Source organism: Specibacter sp. NPDC078692 (assembly GCF_040686835.1).
GTDB lineage: Bacteria > Actinomycetota > Actinomycetes > Actinomycetales > Micrococcaceae > Specibacter.
The window spans coordinates 76,381-96,524 of sequence record NZ_JBFBLV010000003.1 but is presented as its reverse complement, the minus strand read 5'-3'; the positions used below and the strand labels follow the sequence as shown (position 1 = coordinate 96,524).

The 20,144-nt window shown below is 59.4% G+C and carries 16 protein-coding genes; 6 read left to right on the top strand and 10 right to left on the bottom strand.

All coding sequences use genetic code 11. From position 1 onward, the window contains the following. Window positions 1–146: 146 nt before the first annotated feature. The 3 genes from AB0O97_RS03185 (at window position 147) to AB0O97_RS03175 (ending at window position 3,315) form a co-directional block, all read left to right on the top strand. A complete protein-coding gene (locus AB0O97_RS03185; RefSeq protein ID WP_363880139.1) occupies window positions 147–962 on the top strand; it encodes a peptidylprolyl isomerase in 816 nt (271 codons plus the stop codon). Window positions 963–1,083: 121 nt separating this feature from the next. Then, window positions 1,084–2,565, top strand: coding sequence for a DUF349 domain-containing protein (locus tag AB0O97_RS03180; protein WP_363879817.1), 1,482 nt, complete (start codon window positions 1,084–1,086; stop codon window positions 2,563–2,565). Between the two features lie 132 nt (window positions 2,566–2,697). Then, window positions 2,698–3,315: a hypothetical protein gene (locus AB0O97_RS03175; RefSeq protein ID WP_363879814.1), complete on the top strand. Its 618-nt coding sequence runs from the start codon at window positions 2,698–2,700 to the stop codon at window positions 3,313–3,315. Here AB0O97_RS03175 and AB0O97_RS03170 read toward each other — a convergent pair. From AB0O97_RS03170 to pdxT, 9 genes are all read right to left on the bottom strand, one after another. Then, window positions 3,312–5,567 (bottom strand): bifunctional (p)ppGpp synthetase/guanosine-3',5'-bis(diphosphate) 3'-pyrophosphohydrolase, encoded by a 2,256-nt coding sequence (locus AB0O97_RS03170; protein ID WP_363880135.1) that lies wholly within the window; start codon window positions 5,565–5,567, stop codon window positions 3,312–3,314. The genes AB0O97_RS03175 and AB0O97_RS03170 overlap by 4 nt on opposite strands. Before the next feature lie 319 nt (window positions 5,568–5,886). Beyond that, window positions 5,887–6,903 carry a protein translocase subunit SecF gene (secF, locus tag AB0O97_RS03165; protein ID WP_363879811.1) on the bottom strand — a complete coding sequence of 339 codons (1,017 nt, stop codon included), beginning with the start codon at window positions 6,901–6,903 and terminating at the stop codon, window positions 5,887–5,889. Continuing rightward, window positions 6,903–8,669, bottom strand: coding sequence for a protein translocase subunit SecD (gene secD / locus AB0O97_RS03160; protein WP_363839904.1), 1,767 nt, complete (start codon window positions 8,667–8,669; stop codon window positions 6,903–6,905). The genes secF and secD overlap by 1 nt, the downstream gene beginning before the upstream one ends. Window positions 8,670–8,764: 95 nt before the next feature. Then, on the bottom strand, window positions 8,765–9,154 hold the full coding sequence (gene yajC / locus AB0O97_RS03155) for a preprotein translocase subunit YajC (RefSeq protein WP_363839907.1): 390 nt from the start codon (window positions 9,152–9,154) through the stop codon (window positions 8,765–8,767). Between the two features lie 326 nt (window positions 9,155–9,480). Next, the gene (gene ruvB, locus AB0O97_RS03150) at window positions 9,481–10,629 is read right to left on the bottom strand and encodes a Holliday junction branch migration DNA helicase RuvB (protein ID WP_363839910.1); all 1,149 of its coding nucleotides are present in this window, start codon (window positions 10,627–10,629) and stop codon (window positions 9,481–9,483) included. A 3-nt stretch (window positions 10,630–10,632) separates the two neighbouring features. Next, window positions 10,633–11,268, bottom strand: coding sequence for a Holliday junction branch migration protein RuvA (gene ruvA, locus AB0O97_RS03145; protein WP_363839913.1), 636 nt, complete (start codon window positions 11,266–11,268; stop codon window positions 10,633–10,635). 78 nt (window positions 11,269–11,346) lie between these two features. After that, window positions 11,347–11,934: a crossover junction endodeoxyribonuclease RuvC gene (gene ruvC / locus AB0O97_RS03140; RefSeq protein WP_363840435.1), complete on the bottom strand. Its 588-nt coding sequence runs from the start codon at window positions 11,932–11,934 to the stop codon at window positions 11,347–11,349. A gap of 3 nt (window positions 11,935–11,937) precedes the next feature. After that, window positions 11,938–12,693 (bottom strand): YebC/PmpR family DNA-binding transcriptional regulator, encoded by a 756-nt coding sequence (locus tag AB0O97_RS03135; protein ID WP_363839916.1) that lies wholly within the window; start codon window positions 12,691–12,693, stop codon window positions 11,938–11,940. A gap of 2 nt (window positions 12,694–12,695) precedes the next feature. Continuing rightward, window positions 12,696–13,382: a pyridoxal 5'-phosphate synthase glutaminase subunit PdxT gene (pdxT, locus tag AB0O97_RS03130; RefSeq protein ID WP_363879808.1), complete on the bottom strand. Its 687-nt coding sequence runs from the start codon at window positions 13,380–13,382 to the stop codon at window positions 12,696–12,698. A gap of 142 nt (window positions 13,383–13,524) precedes the next feature. Between pdxT and asnB the strand changes: the two genes are divergently transcribed. The 3 genes from asnB (at window position 13,525) to AB0O97_RS03115 (ending at window position 19,031) form a co-directional block, all read left to right on the top strand. Continuing rightward, a complete protein-coding gene (gene asnB / locus AB0O97_RS03125) occupies window positions 13,525–16,209 on the top strand; it encodes an asparagine synthase (glutamine-hydrolyzing) (RefSeq protein ID WP_363839922.1) in 2,685 nt (894 codons plus the stop codon). Window positions 16,210–16,303: 94 nt separating this feature from the next. Further along, window positions 16,304–18,346: a M3 family metallopeptidase gene (locus AB0O97_RS03120; protein ID WP_363879806.1), complete on the top strand. Its 2,043-nt coding sequence runs from the start codon at window positions 16,304–16,306 to the stop codon at window positions 18,344–18,346. Between the two features lie 4 nt (window positions 18,347–18,350). Further along, the gene (locus AB0O97_RS03115) at window positions 18,351–19,031 is read left to right on the top strand and encodes a GNAT family N-acetyltransferase (protein WP_363839928.1); all 681 of its coding nucleotides are present in this window, start codon (window positions 18,351–18,353) and stop codon (window positions 19,029–19,031) included. Window positions 19,032–19,117: 86 nt separating this feature from the next. On the opposite strand, the gene AB0O97_RS03110 is transcribed toward AB0O97_RS03115, so the two are convergent. Beyond that, window positions 19,118–20,023, bottom strand: coding sequence for a dihydrodipicolinate synthase family protein (locus AB0O97_RS03110; protein ID WP_363839931.1), 906 nt, complete (start codon window positions 20,021–20,023; stop codon window positions 19,118–19,120). Window positions 20,024–20,144: the final 121 nt, after the last annotated feature.

The window sequence follows — 20,144 nt, the reverse complement described above, 5'->3', positions numbered from 1 at the left end:
CACCGCACAGCGGGCATTACATGGGTAAACTGGCACCGGCTGCCATTTTATAAGGTTTGACAGCCCACCCCTAACCTACCCGGCCGCGACAGCGCTAGGTGAACATACCGCTCGATTTGACGCTTGAATTGAAGGAAGAGGCACAGTTGGCCAACAGCAACAAGTCCGCCCGTGAAGCCAAAGCACGCGTGGCCCGCATGGAGGCCAACCAGGCCTTGCACCAGGAACAGCTCCAGCGGCGCAAGCGCGATAATCTCATTGCTTTCATTGCGATTGCTGCTGCACTGGCCCTCGCAGCCGTGCTGGCGTTGACGGTTTTCAGCCCTAAATCGGACGCCGACGCAACGGGCACTGATGCCAGCACCTCCTCGGCCGACGCATCGGCCGAGCCGAGCACTCCAGCTCCCTCCGCATCAGCCCCGGTAGAAACCAACAGCCCCACGGTTCCGAAGGGAGAGACTGCCCAAGGCAAGACGTTTACCGGAACCCTGACGCTCAACGGCAAACCACTGGGGGTGGAACTTGACGGCACCAAGGCGCCGCAGGCTGCTGCGGTGTTCAAGTCCCTCGCCGACGAGGGCTTCATGACGGGCAAGACCTGCCACCGGTTGACCAACTCCCCCAACTTCGGCGTCCTGCAGTGCGGCTCGCTCAAGGGCGACGGCGCTGGCGACCCCAGCTACCAGTGGGGCCCGGTGGAAAACACCCCAGCAGATGGAAAATACCCTGCAGGAACCATTGCTGTAGCGCGCGCCAACACGGTCTATTCCAATGGCACCCAGTTCTTTATCACCTATGAAGACACCAATCTCCCCCAAGGCGATGGCGGTTACACCATTGTTGGAAAGGTCACCAGCGGCCTCGACGTCGTGACAGGAATTGCGAAGGACGGGATCGCCAATGGCGCAACCGACGGTGCGCCCAACACCAAGGTGACGATAGACTCGTTCAAGCTCAACTAGTTTTCATCAGGCCTTCCCTGGTGCGGCACAGCCGTGCTCCCCGGGAAAAGCTCCACCACGATCCTGGCCAGGTAGTTTTTGCACCACCTGCCCGTATCCATCAAGCGAAAGACTTTTAGCGGTGACACACAGTCAAGAATCCGACGAAACACTTGCCTCAACAACAGAGCCTCCCGTAACGGAAAATGCCCCTGTCGAAAGCACGACGGCGGCCACTCCCGCCCCGGCACCGGCATCTGCTCCTGCTCCTGCTCCCTCACCTTCCCCGGCCGCGTTTGCCGCCCGCCCCAAGGTGCCGGCGCCCGCAGCGGTTCCGGCTCCGGTCGCAGCACCGGCAGTTCCTGCCGTCAACTTGGCTGAAGCTGCCAAGTTTGGCCGCGCCGAAGAAGATGGTCACGTCTTCTTGATCCTCGATGGTGAAGAGTTCCCTGTTGGCCAGTACCCTGGCGCCACCAAGGACGAGGCGCTGAGCTACTTTGTGCGCAAGTTTGATGACATCCTGGCCCAGATCATCCTCTTGGAGCAGCGTGTTGAGGCCAAGGCACCGACCACGGACATGAATAAGACGGTCACCCATCTGCGCGAGCAGCTGGGCGAGCGCACCTCCGTTGGTGACGTCAACGCAGCACTGGCCCGTTTGCTCGCCCTTGAAGCGAACATCAAGGCACTGGCTGCTGCGGAGAGGGCCGCGCACGACTCGGCCCGCGCCGTCGAACTTGCCGCTCGGGAAGCAATTGTGGCCGAGGCAGAAACCATTTCTGCCGAGGACCCCGCCACGATTCAGTGGAAGGTCAGCAGCGCCCGCATGAACGAGCTCTTCGAGTCATGGAAGACGGCGCAGAAGTCCGGTATGCGTCTGGGCAGGGCCACGGAAGAAGGACTGTGGAAGCGGTTCCGCAGCGCCCGCACGGTTTTTGACCGCCACCGCCGCGCCTACTTCTCGCAGCTGGATAACAACAACGCCTCCGCCAAGAGCACCAAGGAAGCGCTGATTGCAGCCGCCGAGGAACTAGCTACCTCCACCGAGTGGGGCTATGCCGCGGGAGAGTACCGCCGGCTCATGGACCAGTGGAAGAGCTCACCTCGCGCCAGCCGCAAGGATGATGACGCACTCTGGGCACGCTTCCGTGGGGCACAGGACAAGTTCTTCGCTGCCCGTCAGGCCGCCAACAGCGCTCTGGATGAAGAGTTCGGCGCCAACTTGGTGGTCAAGGAGGCCTTGATCACCGAGGCGCAGGCATTGCTGCCCATCAAGGACCTCAGCGCCGCCAAGAAGGCCCTGCAGTCCATCCGTGACCGCTGGGAAGCAGCCGGCAAGGTTCCGCGCAATGACATGCAGCGGGTTGAAGCTGGCCTGCGCAAGGTCGAGGATGCCGTCCGTACCGCCGAAGACGACAACTGGCGCCGCAGCGATCCCGAAGCCAAGGCACGCACCAGCAGCGCGCTGAGCCAGCTGGAAGCAACCATTGCAGGACTCAAGGACGATCTGGCTGCCGCCGAGAAGGCCGGGGACGCCCGCAAGGTAGCCAAGGCTACCGAAGCACTGGCCGCCCGTGAGCTGTGGCTGGAGCAAATCCAGAAAGCAGCTCAGGACTTCTCCTGATTCTGCGTAACTGAGTAGCTGCGGGATGATTTCGCAGTCTCTTTGAGTGTTTTACAGGGCCTCCGGGCCGGGTTGTCCACAGCCCGGCCCGGAGACCTTTTTCTTCTCGGGTTGGCGATGCACCCTTGAGAGATGACAAGTCAAGAAAACCCGCCCGCAGCCGCATCGCAAGAGTCGCTGCTGGCACCGGGAACCCTGTTCATCTTTTCCGAGCTCTCTGCCATGGTCATGGACGGCGTATTGTGCCATGTTTTCGGCCAAGTATTTCGACCCTCTGCACTGGCAGAGACTCCGGCCGTGCGGGCTGCGGCACTGGCACACCACATCCCGGCATTTCTGAGCCACCGGGCGGTGTTAGCCCAGCTCTCGGCAGCTTGGGTCTACGGTTGTGCTCCTGCGCCAGCTGAGGTTGCCCTGCTGGTGGACAACGATGGCAACAGTGCGGCCGTGCCGCGCCACAGCGGCTGCACTGTGCGCCAGGTCCGTCTCGAAGCGCAGGATGTTCAACTCGTGGGGACCACGCGAGTCACCACCGCATTACGCACCGCGCTGGACGTGGCCCGCAGCGCTCCGCCGGCCTTGGCCAGACCCGTGCTTGTGGCTATGTCTCGCGACGCTACCTTGGCATGTCCACTCAGGCGGATCCAGCAGGCACTGCTGGCAGCCCCGCACGTTCCCGGGAAGTTGCGGGCCCAAGAGCTTGTGCAAACACTGTTAGACACCGCTCAGCTGCCTGGTTCGCAGGCTTAGGCGCGGCGGTGCGAACCGGTGGAACGGTAGACGTCATACACGCCGTCAATCCGGCGCACCGCGTTCAAGACGTGGTCAAGGTACTTGGGATCACCCATTTCGAAAGCGAACTTGGATATCGCCACCCGATTGGTGCTGGTGTTGACGCTGGCGGCCAGAATGTTGACATGGTTTTCGGCCAGAATCCGGGTGACATCTGATAGCAGGCTCTTGCGGTCCAGTGCCTCCACCTGAATCTCGACCAAGAAAACACCTGACTGGGTGGGCGCCCAATCAACCTCAACCAGTCTGTCCGGCTCATGCTGGAGATTCAACAGGTTGGGGCAATCGCTACGGTGTACCGAAATGCCCGAACCCTTCGTGACAAATCCCGAGATGGGGTCAGGCGGCACGGGGGTGCAACACCTGGCCAGCTTCACCAGAACATCGTCCACGCCGTGGACAATGACACCAGAATTGGAAACTCGTGACCGGGCGTTGGAAACGTGAGTTTCCAACGGCGGAGCAACCTCTTCAATATCTGCCATCCCCATCACCTCGCGGAGGCGTTCAACCACCGATTGAGCTGATGTGTGCCCATCGCCGACTGCTGCGTAGAGACCAGTGATGTCTTGATAGTGGAAGTGCTCGGTGACAGCCATGAGGGAATCATGGGTCATCATTTTCTGCAGAGGCAGGTTCTGCTTGCGCAGGGCCTTCGTCAGCAGCTCCTTGCCCTTTTCAATGGACTCCTCGCGGCGTTCCTTGCTGAACCATTGGCGGATCTTGTTACGTGCGCGGGGGCTCTTGACGAAGTTCAGCCAGTCTTGACTGGGACCGGCACCTTCGGCCTTGTTGGTGAAGATCTCCACGGTGTCACTGTTGGCAAGTTCGCTGTTGAGCGGCACGAGTTTGCCGTTGACGCGGGCGCCAATGGTCCGGTGCCCCACCTCGGTATGCACGGAATAGGCAAAGTCCACTGGCGTGGCCCCGGCCGGCAGCGCCACAACCTGGCCCTTGGGCGTGAAGACGTAGACTTCCTTGGCGTTCATTTCAAAGCGCATGGAATCCAGGAACTCACCCGGATCAGCGGTCTCGCGTTGCCAATCCATGAGGGACCGCAGCCAGGACATATCATCCTGGTTTGTCGCTAAGGGCGCCTTGTTGCCGCTCTTGTACATCCAGTGCGCTGCGACACCGTATTCGGCCCGCTGATGCATCTCTCTGGTGCGGATCTGGATCTCCACCAGTTTGCCACCGGGTCCCAACACCGTGGTGTGCAGTGACTGGTACATGTTGAACTTGGGCAGCGCAATGTAGTCTTTGAAACGCCCCACCAGCGGTGTCCAAAGGGAGTGCACTTCGCCCAGCATGGCGTAGCAGTCCCCTACGGTATCCACCATGACCCGGACTCCGATGAGATCGTTGATGTCATCGAATTCTTTGCTCCGGACCACCATCTTTTGGTAGATGGAGTAGTAGTGCTTTGGCCGACCGCTGACTTCACCCTTGATCTTGGAAACACGCAACACTTCAAGGAGTTCACGGCGAATCAGGCTCAACTGCTTCTCGCGCTCGGGTGAGCGGTCCTGCACGAGCCGGACAATTTCCTCGTATACCTTGGGATAGAGCGCTGCGAATGAGAGCTCCTCCAATTCCCACTTCATGGCGTTCATACCAAGGCGGTGGGCCAATGGAGCAAAAATATCTAGAGTTTCGCGGGCTTTTTTACTCGATGACTGGGCTGAAACGAAACGCCAAGTACGAGCGTTATGGAGCCTGTCGGCCAGCTTAATGACCAGCACCCGGATGTCCTTGGACATGGCCACGACCATTTTGCGCAAAGTTTCAGCTTGGGCTGCTTCGCCGTAATCTACCTTGTCGAGCTTGGTGACACCATCCACCAGCAGTGTGATTTCCTTGCCGAAGTCATGCTCCAACTGGGCCAGGGTGTACGGCGTATCTTCCACCGTGTCGTGCAGCAGGGCAGCCGCTAGGGTACTTCCTCCCAAGCCCATTTCCGCCAGAATGGTCGCGACCGCAACTGGGTGGGTGATGTAAGGATCGCCGCTCTTGCGTTTTTGGCCTTCGTGGTACTTTTCTGCCACGGCGAAGGCTCGCTGGAGCAAGTCCAGGTCTTCTTTGGGGTTCTTGGCCCGCACAATGCGCAGCAAAGGTTCCAGAATGGGCGAGTAGCTCTCCGTGGACCAGCCAGCCAGTCGGGCCAGGCGGGATCGGGTTCGTTCGCGCCGCCCAGGAAAGGTGAGGCGAATATCTGCTGGTCGCTGGCCGGAAACGTCATTAGTTGAACCGGCACGAGTCGAAGCACCACTAGTAACTCCAGCAGCAGTGGATTTATCCTTGCCGGGCACAGCTTTCGACCCGGAATTGGTAACTAGCTCATGCGAGGGCGATTCATCGGTCAACGCATTTCCTCCCTCACACACGTACGTTCTGTGCGCCCCTACTGCGGGGCATTACCCCATTCTAGGGTGCAGGGAAGATCATTGTTGACCAAAACAGGGATGGGGCCGAATGCATAGCATTCGGCCCCATCCCTGTTGGGTGCCTGAGGAGTTAAATAGACGGAGCCTAGGCCGTAGTAGCTACCTCAGTAGCATCCTGTTCTGCCTCATGCGCGCGGCGCTGCTGTACCTTTTTGGCCTGTTTGAGGTGATCGGGTTCGCGCTCACGCAGCCAGGCGTACATAGGTGCAGCCACGAACACCGTGGAGAAGGTGCTCACAATAATGCCGATGAAAAGCGCCAGTGAAAGGTCACGCAGAGTTCCTGCGCCCAGGAGCAAGGCACCGATAAACAGAATCGAGCCCACCGGCAGCACAGCCACCATCATGGTATTGATGGAGCGCACTAGGGTCTGGTTCACGGCGAGGTTGACTTCTTCAGCAAACGTCCGCCGCTCAGATTTAGTAATGTCTGCCGTGTTTTCTCGGATCTTGTCAAAGACCACAACTGTGTCGTACAGCGAGTAACTCAGGATGGTCAAGAAGCCGATGATGGCTGATGGCGTGACTTCGAAGCCTGACGCTCCGTAGATTCCTGCGGTGACTACCATGACCACCAACAAGCCCACCATGGCTGCAATGGACATCCGCCAGGTCCTAAAGTATAGGGCCATCAGGACCGTAGCGAGCAGCACGAACACGATGAAGCCAATGATGGCCTGCCGGGAAACGTCCTGTCCCCAGCTGGGGCCAACGAAGGTGGAGGTGATGTGGTCTTCAGTGACGCCGTATGCCGTCTTCAGCGCATCCTTGACGGCCAGAGTCTGGTCGTCACTGAGCCGGTCGGTTTGCACCTGCATGGTGTCACCGGCAATGTTGGTGACAACAGCAGCGGTGCCAGGCACAGCGGCTGCAACAGCGGATTCACCGGTGGAAACATCTGTATGGGTTACCGAGGAAATAGTGAACTGGGAACCGCCACGGAAATCAATCCCGAAGTTGAACCCGCCCCCAAACAGTGGGATCAGGATGGACAACACCAGCAGAACGCCCGTAATGCTGAACCAAATTTTGCGTTTTCCAACAAACTCGTAGGACCGTTCACCGGTGTACAGTTCGTTTCCGAAAGTGGCGAAACTCTTCATTATTTGCTCTCCTTCGAGTCACTGGACTCGGGCTGTGCAGCCCCGGCGCCCCTGCTGCCAACCATTTGCGCTTCCTTGGCAGCCAACCGCCGTTCGGCAATAGTCTGGCGGCGTTCGGCTTCGCCCGCGGCACGGACGTTCTTGCCCGTGGCCACAGCAGCGGTCTCTTCCGGAGTGCGGAAACGGCCCGCGCCACGGTACAAGGGAATTGCGCCCAACTGCTTCGGATCCAGGCCCGAGAAGCTGTGGCCCTCACCGAAGAACTTGGTGCGTGCCAGCAACTGCAAGGTGGGGTGGGTGAACATAAAGACCACAATGAGGTCGGCTACCGCCGTCAGGCCAAGTGTAAAAGCAAAGCCCTTGACGCTACCCACGGAGACAAAGTACAGCACCAAGGAGGCCAAGACGTTGACAGCTTTAGAAGCAAGGATGGTGCGCTTGGCGCGCTCCCAACCATTCTCCACAGCGGCAACCAGACCGCGTCCGTCACGTAGTTCATCCCTGACTCGCTCAAAGTAAACAATAAATGAGTCGGCAGTCTGACCAATGGCCACGATGATTCCAGCCACACCAGCCAGGGAGAGTCGGTAGTTTTCCGCCCAACCCAGCAAGATGATGGCTAGGTAAGTGATGACACCGGCAATGATCAGCGAGGAGATCGTCACCAAGCCCAAGGCGCGGTACTGGAACAGTGAGTAAATAACCACGAGGCCCAGACCGATCAATCCTGCCAACAGACCCATTTCAAGCTGCTGCAGGCCAAGGGTTGCCGAAATCTGGACTTCGCTCTGAATTTCAAAGCTGATGGGCAGTGAACCGAACTTCAACTGATCAGCCAGAGCCTTGGCCGTGGCCTCGGTGTACTGCCCCGTAATAGAGGACTGCCCATCCGTGATGACAGCCAAGGAAGCAGGCGCTGCGATGACGCTGTCATCGAGGATGATGGCGAAACGAGCCTGAGGATCGTTGGGATTGACCAAGTACTTCGCGTGCAAGCGCTGAGTCACGGCCTTGAATGCCGCAGCACCCTCAGGCTTCTCCAACGTCAACTGAACTGACCACTCGTTAGTGGTGGCACCCTGAGCGCCGGACTGCAGACCATAGGACGCAGTTTTAATCCACTTGCCGGGGATCTCAACCGGACCAAGGATGTACTTGATGCCCGTCTCGGGTTCACAACTAACAAGTGGCTTGTCAGGATCCGAGGTGGTGGGACGCTCAGTCAGCGGCGGAAGGCAGCTAGTGGCCTCAAACTGCTTCATGACCGCTGCGTCAACCCAGTTGGGGTCGCTGGAGTCCACCGGCGCCGCGGTAGGCACTGGAAGCTGGTCCTCGGGAGTCCTCTCGGCCTCCGGGACAGCACCAGTAGGCACCTGAGTGGCCGCAATGACGGGGCGGAAGTTCATGTTGGCCGAAGCCTTGATGAGGTTGCGCTCTTCGTCGGTTGGCTTGCCCGGCATGCTCACAACAACGTTGCGACCGCCTTCTGTGGAGATCTGAGCTTCGGAAACACCCGAACCATCCACACGCTGGCGAATAATGGACACAGCCTGGTCCAATTGTTCGGGGGCGATGTTACCGCTACCTTCAACCTTGGGCGCCAGAATCATCTGGGTGCCACCCTCTAGGTCGAGGCCAAGCTTGGGCGCCCAAGTGGCAGCCCCGCTAAGGACACCAGCACCTACCGCCAGTGTGCATGCAATGATGAGCGCCGCAAGCCACAGAAGAGTTCTGCGGGCCGTGGACGCCGGACCTGTTCGTGCCATCAAGGGATCCTTCTATTGGTCACGGGATTGTGAACATGGCAATGCTGCTGCACCGGGGTGAGACCTTGGTGCAGCAGCAGCCAACCCGGATAAGGCTAGTTGTCTTTGTTGTTTTCGTTCTTCAAGCGCTCAAGGGATTCCTCGACGGACTCCGTTGCATCAGCTTGCTTGTCAAGATTCAGCGTCAGCGACGAAGCATCGTTAGGCACAATGGCCTCGACATCTTGCGCGTCAGCAGGATCGATGATCTTAGCAACGGTCTGGCTGTGAACAGTGGCAGTGGTCCCCGGGGAGATCTCCATGAGGATCTTGTTCTCATCCGTGTCAATCGACAGAACGGTACCAAAGAGACCAAAGTTGGTCATGATCTCGACACCGGGAGCCAGCTTGGAACGCTTTTCTTCAGCAGCGGCCTTCGCCTTCTTTTGCTTGCGCATCATCATGAAGATGAGCAGACCAAACATGGCAAAAAGAAGAATACTCATCGGGTCCATGAAAACCCCCGGAGGGCGAAGTCGGTGGCCAAAACACTACTGAGGGTCACAGCTGGGGTTCCATTCGTTAAGCAAACATTTCAGTTCCACGCACGCTGTGGACGTGCCGGAGGTCATATCAGTCTAGAGGTTAAAGCTGGACGTGGGATGAGTATTCACCCAGAACCGCCCATATTTACACATATTGCAGATAAAAATACGTGGTTTGCACTCTTTTCTACTCTTGGGGCGAAGAATTTTCCCGCTCAGAGCGGAATCGCTGTTTGTCGCAAAATGGATACGGATACGGATACGGATACGGATACGCGATGTTTCAGCTAGTTATCGTTGTCATCCTCATCGAAGGGCAGCATGGCGGCCGCAACAGCATTGCCAGGCATCTTGAGTCCTAGGTGATCCCACGCGGCAGGCATGGCAATTCTGCCCCGCGGCGTGCGGCCCAGCAGTCCTTCGCGGACTAGGAAAGGTTCAGCCACGGTCTCCACAGTTTCAGGTTCCTCCCCCACAGCGATAGCCAGGGTGGACAAGCCCACGGGGCCACCGTTGAACTTGTTGACCAGCGCCTGCAGTACCGAGCGGTCCAGCCTGTCCAAGCCACGGGCATCGACCTCATACATATCCAACGCTGCTGAAGCGGTGCGGGCGTCGATAGACTCGATGCCATGAACCAGCGCCCAGTCACGGACCCTGCGTAGCAGCCTATTGGCGATCCGCGGGGTGCCCCGGGATCGGCCTGCAATCTCAGCGAATCCCGCACTCGTTAGGCGCAGGTCCAGCATCCCAGCGGAACGACGCAGCACCAGTTCAAGCTCAGCTACTGAGTAAAACTCCAGGTGACCGGTGAAGCCAAAGCGATCTCGCAGGGGGCCTGGCAACAGACCGGCGCGGGTGGTGGCTCCCACCAGAGTGAAGGACGGCAGCTCCAACGGAATGGCCGTGGCTCCTGCTCCCTTGCCGACGATGATGTCCACCCGGAAGTCTTCCATGGCCATGTACAGCATTTCTTCAGCAGGGCGCGACATGCGGTGAATTTCATCCAAGAACAGCACCTCGCCCTCGGTGAGCGAAGACAAGATTGCTGCAAGGTCCCCGGCGTGCTGAATGGCCGGGCCCGAGCTAATGCGCAAGGGCGCGTTCATTTCGGCGGCCACGATCATGGCGAGGGTGGTTTTACCCAGGCCAGGAGGGCCTGACATCAACACGTGATCGGCGCTGCGCCCACGAATTTTCGAGGCTGCCAGTACCAGCGCCAACTGTTTGCGAACACGTTCCTGACCCACAAAATCGTCAAGGTTTTTGGGCCGCAGGGCAGCTTCGAGTTCGCGTTCTTCAGGTTCCGCCACGGGCGCGGCTAGTTCGCTGGCGGCACCCTTAGCCGGAGCCCGGCCAGCGCCGGCGTTGCCACCAGCTTCGCTAATACTGATCTGCCCTGGCAACAGCGGGATTGAATCATCCTTAGCAGCCATGTTCTAGCGCACACCGCTCTTGGCTCTGGTGTGATCTTGGCCGAGCCAGCGCAGCGTTGCCCGCAGTACGGCCGGTACATTGGCGCCTTCGGCCAGTTCGGGTTCGGCAGCTACGGCGGCGTCAATGGCCTTGAGCGCATCGCGTTCATTCCAGCCCAAGCTGGTCATGGCAGCCACAACCTGCTCTTTCCATTCCATAGCGGGCGTAGCGGACAGGGCAGCTGTCACTGCCTCCCCCGTTGGCTTGAGCTTGCCCTTGAGCTCTAGGACTATGCGCCCGGCAACCTTGGGACCCACGCCGGGGACCTTGGTGAAGGCCTTGCCGTCGCCGGTATCCACACCAATCCTGATGCTTTCCGGCTCCAGCACAGACAAGATCGCCAAGGCCAGCCGCGGTCCAATGCCGCTAACAGTGAGGAGCGTGTCAAAAACTTCTCGCTCACCGGCATCGGCGAAGCCGTACAGCGTCATGGAGTCTTCGCGCACAATCATGGCGGTGGTGAGGGTGGCTTCCTCACCTAGCCGCAATCCACCCAGGGTCTTTGGTGTGGCATGCACCAGCATGCCAACACCATTGACGTCGATGACGGCCTGAGCCAAGGAAAGCGAAGCCACCGGCCCACGGACAAAACTGATCATTGCTTGCGTCTCCTGATAAGAACCGGACCAACTGGTAACTACTTACTAGCCATCATATAGAACATACGTACTAAACAGCTAGCGCCACTTGGCGTCGGGTTTTTCTTTGTTCTTCTTGACCGCAGACTTACGTTCGGCGTCGCGCCAGAGCTGCTGGGCCGACGTCGTACTTCCCGAATTCCCGGCAAAGGAATTGCCGCTGCGCCATGCGTGGGCGATGGCCAGCGCCAGGGCGTCGGCGGCATCGGCTGGACGGGGCGGTTCGGCGAGGCGAAGGAGCCGAGTGACCATGGCGGTGACGTGCTCCTTATCAGCGCGGCCATTGCCGGTTACGGCGGCCTTAACTTCCGAGGGAGTGTGCATGGCGACGGGTATGCCGCGCCGGGCCGCAGCTACCATGACCACCCCGGAAACTTGGGCCACGCCCATCACGGTGCTGAGGTTGGTTTGGGCAAAGACGCGTTCAATGGCTAAAACATCGGGCTTAAACGCGTCCAGCCACTGGTCAAGCGCTTCCGCGATGACCAGCAGCCGGGCGTCAAGGCTCAATTCATGCGAGCTTCCCACCACACCAACACCCACGAGGGTGGCCTGGCGGTTGGCGGCGACGTCAACAACGCCGAGCCCGCACCGGGTCAAACCCGGATCCACTCCTAGAACACGCAGTTCCTAGTCCTCTTCAAGCGCAGCAAGAACCTCTGCGCTCATGTCGGCGTTGGAGTAAATGTTCTGGACGTCATCCAGATCTTCCAGAGCATCGTAGAGCTTCATGAACTTGCGGGCGTTCTCGACATCGAGTTCCACCTGCATGGAGGGGACAAAGCCGGCCTCATCGGATTCGTACTCAATGCCGGCCTCGGTCAGTGCGGCACGGATGGCCGGCAGGTCCTGAGGATCGGAGATGACTTCAAAGCTTTCGCCCTGGTCCTTGACCTCTTCGGCGCCGGCGTCCAGAACAGCCATCAGCAGGTCATCCTCGGTCAGCTCATTCTTGGGCAACCCCACAATGCCCTTACGGGTAAACATGTAGGCAACGGAGCCGGGATCGCCCATGTTGCCGCCATTGCGACCCACGGCCAAACGCACCTCAGAGGCTGCACGGTTCTTGTTGTCGGTCAGGCACTCGATCAAGATCGCCGAGCCCTGCGGACCATAACCTTCGTACATGATGGTCTGGTAATCGACGGCGTCACCGAGCAAGCCCGCGCCACGCTTGATGGCACGGTCAATGTTGTCAGCTGGCACCGAGGTCTTCTTGGCCTTGGTGACGGCAAGTTCCAGTGCAGGGTTACCGGCCAGATCGGCTCCACCACCACGGGCAGCAACTTCGATGGTCTTGATCAGCTTGGCAAAGGACTTGGCCCGGCGGCTGTCAAGAATTGCCTTCTTGTGCTTGGTAGTTGCCCATTTGGAGTGGCCTGACATAGTTACGCTTCTCCTCTAATCATTCGAATAAACAGTTCATGGATGCGGCGCTCCCCCGTCACTTCCGGATGGAAGGAGGTGGCCAGCAAATGCCGTGAACGAACGGCGACAGCACGAACTTCTGAATCAATCCTATCGTTTTGCCCGGCTTCTGGCAGTTTCACGCTGGCGAGCACCTGAACGCCGGCACCCACACGCTCCACCCACGGCGCCCGAATGAAGACGGCATGCAGCGGCGATTCGGGCTGGCCAGCTGGTGCCAGACCAGTGAAATCAAGCTCGGTTTCAAAAGAATCAACCTGACGGCCAAAGGCGTTGCGACGCACCGTAATGTCCAATCCGCCAAGCGTCTGTTGGGGGTTGCCCTCCATATCCGTGGCGGGGTCGGCAATGTCATGGGCCAGCATGATCATCCCGGCGCAACTGCCGTACACGGGCAATCCGGCGACAATGCTTTCACGCAGCGGCTCACGCATGCCGAAGATTCGGGTGAGTTTGTCAATGGTGGTGGATTCCCCGCCAGGAATGATCAAACCGTCGACGGCGGCCAACTCGCCCGGGCGGCGAACCGCCACGGCACGCCCACCGCATTCTTCAATGGCACGGGCGTGTTCGCGGACATCACCTTGCAACGCCAAAATTCCTACGGTGGGGCCAACGGCCGGGTTTAAGGTGGAGTCAAAAGTCACGCTTTAATCATATATGCGCCTTTGTGGGCTCTATCTCACACCTTTAACTTCCCTCCCGCGCCGAGCATGGTGGGCGGGGATGGTCCGCTAAGCAAGTAGCATTGTCGGCAGGACTGACGTGCTAAAGATGAGGTAAGTAAGTATGTGCGGAATCGCCGGATACTACGGTTATGGGGAAGATCAAACCCTATTGCAGCAGATGAATGCGTGCATGGTGCACCGCGGGCCAGACGGGGAGGGTGTCTACACCCACGGCAGTGTTGGGTTGGCGCATCGTCGTCTTTCCATCATTGATGTGGCCCATGGCCAGGAGCCCATGTACAGCGCCGACGGCGAAACTGTGCTGGTCTACAACGGTGAGGTTTATAACTACCTCGAGCTGCGTGCCGAGCTGGAGGCACTGGGACGTACCTTCTCCACCCAATCGGATACCGAAGTTGTGCTGCAGTCCTACGAGGAATGGGGAGACGCTGCCTTTGACAAGTTCAACGGCATGTTCGGCTTCGCCATCCACGACCGCAAAAACAGCCGTCTGGTTCTGGCTCGCGACCACTTCGGTATCAAGCCGCTGTACTACGCCACAGCCGGCACCACCGAGGCTCCCACCCTGCTGTTCGGGTCCGAGATCAAGCCGCTGCTGGCCACCGGCAAGATCACCGCAGAGGTCGATGAGCGGATCTTGTACCGCTACCTGCAGTTCAGAATCCACGACGACGAATCCAGCACTTTCTTCGCCGGCGTCAACAAGCTCATGCCCGGCGAGAAGCTGGTGCTGAACACAGTGGATTCGGCAGCCGGACCGGCAGGAACTGCCACCATCAGCTCGTACACGCGTTTCAAGGAAGAACTGGCCGAGCTGGCCAAGATTGAAACGCCGTACTCGAAGGCTGTCATTGATGAATACCGGGAACGCTTCACGGAAGGTGTTCGTCTGCGTCTGCAGTCTGAAGTACCCGTGGGTACCGCCTTGTCAGGCGGACTGGACTCGTCCGCCGTCGTGGTTACCATCAACAAACTGATGCAAGAGAACGCCGCTGCCACAGACTCCCTCGGTGCCAAGCAGCAGACCTTCTCAGCTATTTTCCCCAACTCCATCAACGACGAGGAAAAGTACGCCGACGCCGTGCTGGCTCGTTGTGAGGGCAATGTCATCAGTCACAAGATTCTGCCCAAGCCGGGCGAATTTGTGGAGGATTTGGAAGATTTTGTCCGCACCATGGAAGAACCCATCATCTCCTCGGGGCCCTACGCCCAGTACCAGGTGATGCGCGAGGCCTCCAAGCACGTGACCGTGCTGCTCGATGGCCAGGGTGCCGACGAAATGATGGCCGGCTACATCCCGTACTACTTCGCTTACCTGCGTCAGCTGAAGAAGAACGGCCAGAACGCCAAACTGGCCAAGGAATTGGTGTCCAGCTCGGATATCCTGTTCCGTCTGGCTCGTTTCAGGATTCAGGGCATGCTCAGCTTCAAGAAGGAAGTTGGCGTTTCGGCGCTGTTGAACAAGAAGTTCACGGCAAAGTACAAGTCAGAGACATTTGCCAATATCCCGGATAACTTGAAGCTGCGTCTCATCGATGACCTTTTCCATAAGTCCCTGCCGGCTGTGCTGCGCTACGAGGACAAGAACACCATGCGCTTCTCCTTGGAGGGTCGCGTGCCGTTCCTGGACAAGGAAGTGGTGAAGTTCCTCTTCAGCCTCGATGACGAATCCATCATCAAGGGCGGCTGGAACAAGCGCATTCTGCGTGACGCCACCCGTGAGCTGCTGCCGGAAATGATCAGCAACCGCCGCAACAAGATCGGTTTCACCACCCCGGAAGCGGAGTGGTTTGGGCACATGAAGGAAAAGATCTACGAGATCTTCCTCTCCACCTCTTTCGGCAACCGCCCGTACTGGAACCAGGATGCCGTCATTTACGCCTTCGAGGAACTCCTCAGCGGCAAGAGCGGCGGTTCCACCATGGTCTTCTGGCGCCTGATCAACACCGAGCTGTGGCTGCGCGAGTTCTTTGATGAGCCCGAAGTCAAGGCCGGCATTGAGGGCAAAAGCGACTACATCCCCAACGCCGACAAGCAGCTGGACATCACGGTTCCCGATGGCGCCGGGACGTTCCGCCGCTACCCGTTGCGCACCGAAGTTTTCTACAAGGAAACCGACTTCGACCCCACAGTCATGACCTACGTCAAGCGTTTCTTTGACGGTCTGCCTGCCGCTGGCGGGGACCATGGCACCGCCACCGCGGACGCTCCGTGGTACTTGTTCCTCTCGGAAAAGATTGTGGCCATGACCCAGGGCCGGTCCATCCCGGTCTGGGACATCAAGGTCTCCAACGCGGCTCGCATCTTCTCCAAGTTCGTCACCCGCAACCCCGGTGGCATTGGCTTGGCCAGCCCCTGGTCTATGCAACTGGCCATTGACGAGGTGGGCTTGCCGAGGATCATGTACGCCTCCGCCCGTTCCGTCATTGGCAAACTGCAGGGCAAGTCGGGCGTGTTCTATGAAGTGGTGGGCCACAACATCAACGCGATCGACGGCGCTGCCGGGTACCAGGTGGGCACCTCCACCCACTCAGTGAAGTACGCACCGATTGACCCCGACGGCGTAGCGGCTCGCCTAAGCGCACTTGTCCGGGCTTCAGTTCCGGCTGAGTACGCGGCATCGTTTGCCGGCACTGCCATCATGGACGCCAACGATCTGGGCGTAGTCGCCTTGGGTCACGATACTGCGTTGACCAAGACGGTTCTGGAAAACATCTTCCGTGACAACCCGCAGGGCCAGACCACGGAGACCACTCCCATGTCCCTCGTCTTTACACAGAAGTAAGCCACCGCAACCTTTAGCGGCACCTTCCCCAAGGACGACGGCGAAACTCTCGTTTCGCCGTCGTCCTTGGGTTAATCCATGAAAGAGTTAAAGCATGACCGAGGAAAACTCGCCCAACCCGTTTTTGATGGCCAGCACGCTGGATTGTCAGCTGCCGGACTTCACCGCCATCGACGTGGAGCATTACCTGCCAGCTTTTGAGGCCGGATTCGCCCAACAGATGGCGGAGATTGTTGCCATTACCGAAGATCCAGCGGCGGCAACGTTTGAGAACACCGTGCTGGCCATGGAGCGTAGCGGGGCCGTGCTGATGCGGGTGGCAAAAGTGTTTTTCAACATTGCCGGTTCCCATGGAACCACAGAGATTCAGGCGTTGGAGGCAATTGTTGCCCCGCTGGTGGCGGAGCATGCGGATACGGTGCGGCTGAACGCTGCGTTGTACGAGCGGATGCTCGCCGTGCCGGCGCAGGGACTGGATGCTGAAGCTGCGCGCTTGCTCGAGGAATACCGCAAGTCCTTCACGCGGGCCGGGGTGGCTCTTCCGGGGCCGTCGCAAGAACGTCTGCGCGAACTCAATGGCCAGTTGTCCTCCCTCAGCACCGAGTTTTCACAACTCGTCATGCAGGCAGGGAACGAGGCCGCCTTACATGTGCTGGATGTGGCCTTGCTCGATGGGTTGAGCACCGATGATGTAGCGACGGCGGCGGCCGCAGCCCGCGCGGCCGGTCATGCGGATGGCTACCTGCTGACACTGATTTTACCCACGGCACAGCCTGCCCTAGAGGCGCTGACTAATCGAGAAACCCGGCGGAAGCTGCATCTGGCCTCGGTGGGTCGTGGCAGTGGTTCAGGCGATTCTGATGGTTCTGGTGGTTCCAACGTGCTGGGCTTGGCAGCCACCATGGCATCGCTGCGGGCAGAGAAGGCAGCGTTGCTTGGTTTCTCTTCCGAAGCTGAACGCTCCATTGAACCGCAGACGGCACCGTCTTTGGCAGCCGTGCACGCCATGCTCACCCCCATCACGGCCGCGGCTGTACGCAATGCACGCTTGGAAGCGGAGAAACTAGCTGCCACAGCCGGGCACCCCATCGAGGCGTGGGATTGGGCGTTTTACTCCGAGCAGGTCCGCCGTGATGAGTACGGTGTGGATCTTGCAGCGCTACGCCCCTGGTTTGAGCTTGACTCGGTGCTGGAGAACGGCGTCTTTTATGCGGCTACACAGCTCTATGGAATTACTTTTAAGCGTCGAAGTGATCTCATCGGCTACCATCCTGAAGTCCGTATCTGGGAGGTTTCCAATGCCGATGGCTCCACGCTGGGTCTGTTCCTAGGTGACTTCTTTACGCGCGAAACCAAGCGTGGCGGAGCCTGGATGAACTCCTTCGTGGAGCAGTCCTTCCTCGAGGAAACCCATGCCGTGGTGGTCAATAACCTCAACATCCCCAAGCCTCCGGCGGGCGAACCAACACTGTTGACCTTCGATGAAGTGGTGACCTGCTTCCACGAGTTCGGTCATGCCCTGCATGGCTTGTTCTCGGCCGTCAGGTACCCGAAGTTTTCCGGGACCAATGTTCCGCGTGACTTTGTGGAATACCCGTCACAGGTGAATGAGATGTGGATCCTGTGGCCGGAGGTGCTGGCCAACTATGCCAAGCACCACCACACGGGTGAACCACTGCCTGTTGGGACGGCGGAGAAACTCGAGGCAGCAGCACTCTGGGGTCAGGGTTTTGCCACCACCGAATACTTGGGTGCAACGTTGCTGGACTTGGCATGGCATGAGCTCCCACCAGGCGCTCCCGTAACGGATCCGCTGGCCTTCGAAGCCGCAGCGCTGGCCTCTGCAGGTGTGGATCTTGCCGCGGTACCGCCACGCTACCGGACAGGCTACTTCAACCACATCTTCGCTGGAGGATATGCGGCGGGGTACTACTCCTACATTTGGTCGGAGGTACTCGACGCCGACACCGTGGCCTGGTTCAAAGCCAATGGCGGGCTTTCCCGCGCCAACGGCGAGCACTTCCGCACCACACTGTTGAGTCGTGGATTCTCCGTTGACCCCCTTCAAGCCTTCGCCGACTTTGCCGGCCGCGACGCCGATACCGCTCCCCTACTTGCCCGACGGGGGTTGGTCTAAGCGCATGGTGACACTTGCAGATTGCCAACGTACACAGCATGCATGGTTCCGTGCACTGGCTGAGGCCACGGGCGGGCGGGCGTTTTCCACGCACCGCATGGACTGGGTGTGGCTCCCGGAAACCCGGGAAATGTTGTGCCTGTTCCCCCAGGAAATTACCGACGCCGGCCTACAGCCTGCCTTGGCCGAAGCCGAACGCCGCGGTGCCACCGCTGTCGGTGTGTGGATGAATGCTGCCGTGCGGGAGGGAATCTTGCCGGCGTACCGTTTTGAGCGCGGCTGGCAGCCGTGGTGGATGACCCGCGCCCTGGACGTTGAGAGTGTGGCGGCCGCTAGCGAAACTTCCGATGACCGTGTGGAGTTGACCTGTCTCGCTGACGATCAAGTGTGGCTGGCGACTGCCCGCAATGGGCAGGACTGGGCGGGACGCTCCTATGCGTTTTTGCCGCCGAACCAGCAGGGCGGAAAAAACCTGGCGGGCATCTTTGACATGGTGGTGGATCCCGAGCATCGCCGCACCGGGCTCGGTACCGCCCTGTTGAATTCTCTGGCCGAAGCGGCGTTCAACGCCGGAGCAGAGCACTTGCTACTCAACGCCACCCCGGATGGGCAACGGCTCTACCGCAACCGCGGCTTCGAACTCATTGGCAAAGGCCAGACGTGGTGGTTCCACCCGCCGCAGTAACCCCTTCCGACGCCGCACCACTTTACGGCCCTTTTTGAGCGACGCCGCACCACTTTACGGCCCTTTCCCAACGATCGCGCAGCTGGCTACCCGTTAAGGGCGGCGCTGAGCTGCCAGGTTTCCTCTTGAGTGGCCGCGGCAAAAGGACCCCGGGGCGCAGCCGTCGGAACGCCGATGACGTTGGACAGCGCGTGGAGTGCGCCGATGGCGTGAGGCATGCCAGCCAGGGCGTGCGCGATGGCCTGCAACCGCGCCAAGCTGGCACCCTGTGGCGCTCCTGCCTGGGCGAGCCGCCACACCTCGATGTAGTCACCCGGCAGCAGTCCCGCCAGTCCAGTGTGCCAGGCATCAACTTCTGGGCGTTCGGCCAGCAACTGAACATCGGCGCTGAGTCCGATGGAAAAGTTAGGACCGACTGCTGCCCTGAGCTCGCTAACGCGGCCCGCGACATCCTCGCGACGCATGGTGTCCTTAACTGCGCGTAGGCGGGTATTGCTTGCTAAATAGGCCAGGGTTGCGGGGCTGACATCAAAATGCGTCTGCAGCGGCTTGTTGTAAAAGCAGATCGGCAGGGTCGTTGCTTCAGAGACCGCCAAGAATAGCGCACGAACTTCCGCATCCGAAAGCGGCAAATAAGAAAACGGAGCTAGAAGTAACCCGGAGGCTCCCGCACTCTCGGCATCCTGCGCCAAGCGCACCACTTCGCGTGTGGACGGGGCACTCACTGCCGCATACACGGGCATGGCGGATTCCCGCAAACCTTCCGAGGTACCTACCATGACTGCTGACTCGACAGCCATTTGCACAACTGCTTGCCGTTCACCCCGGTCGAAAGTTACCCCCGTACCAGAGGTGGCGAGCACGGTCATCCCTGATATGCCCGCAAAAGACGCGTTGCGCACGAGGTGAGCTAGCCACGCTAAGTCGAGTTCGTCGTCGTCCCTCAGGGGCGTGATGGGGTAGGCCAGAAGGCCAGCGAAGGGCTGCGTCATGGTGTCAATCTTGGCTGGGAGGAGCCAAGAACACAAACGGTTGAGGGAGAACTGAATCTCCCTCAACCGTTTGCACGCCAGCGGCGCCGTAAAGTGGTGCCGCGTCGAGAAAAACACGCCG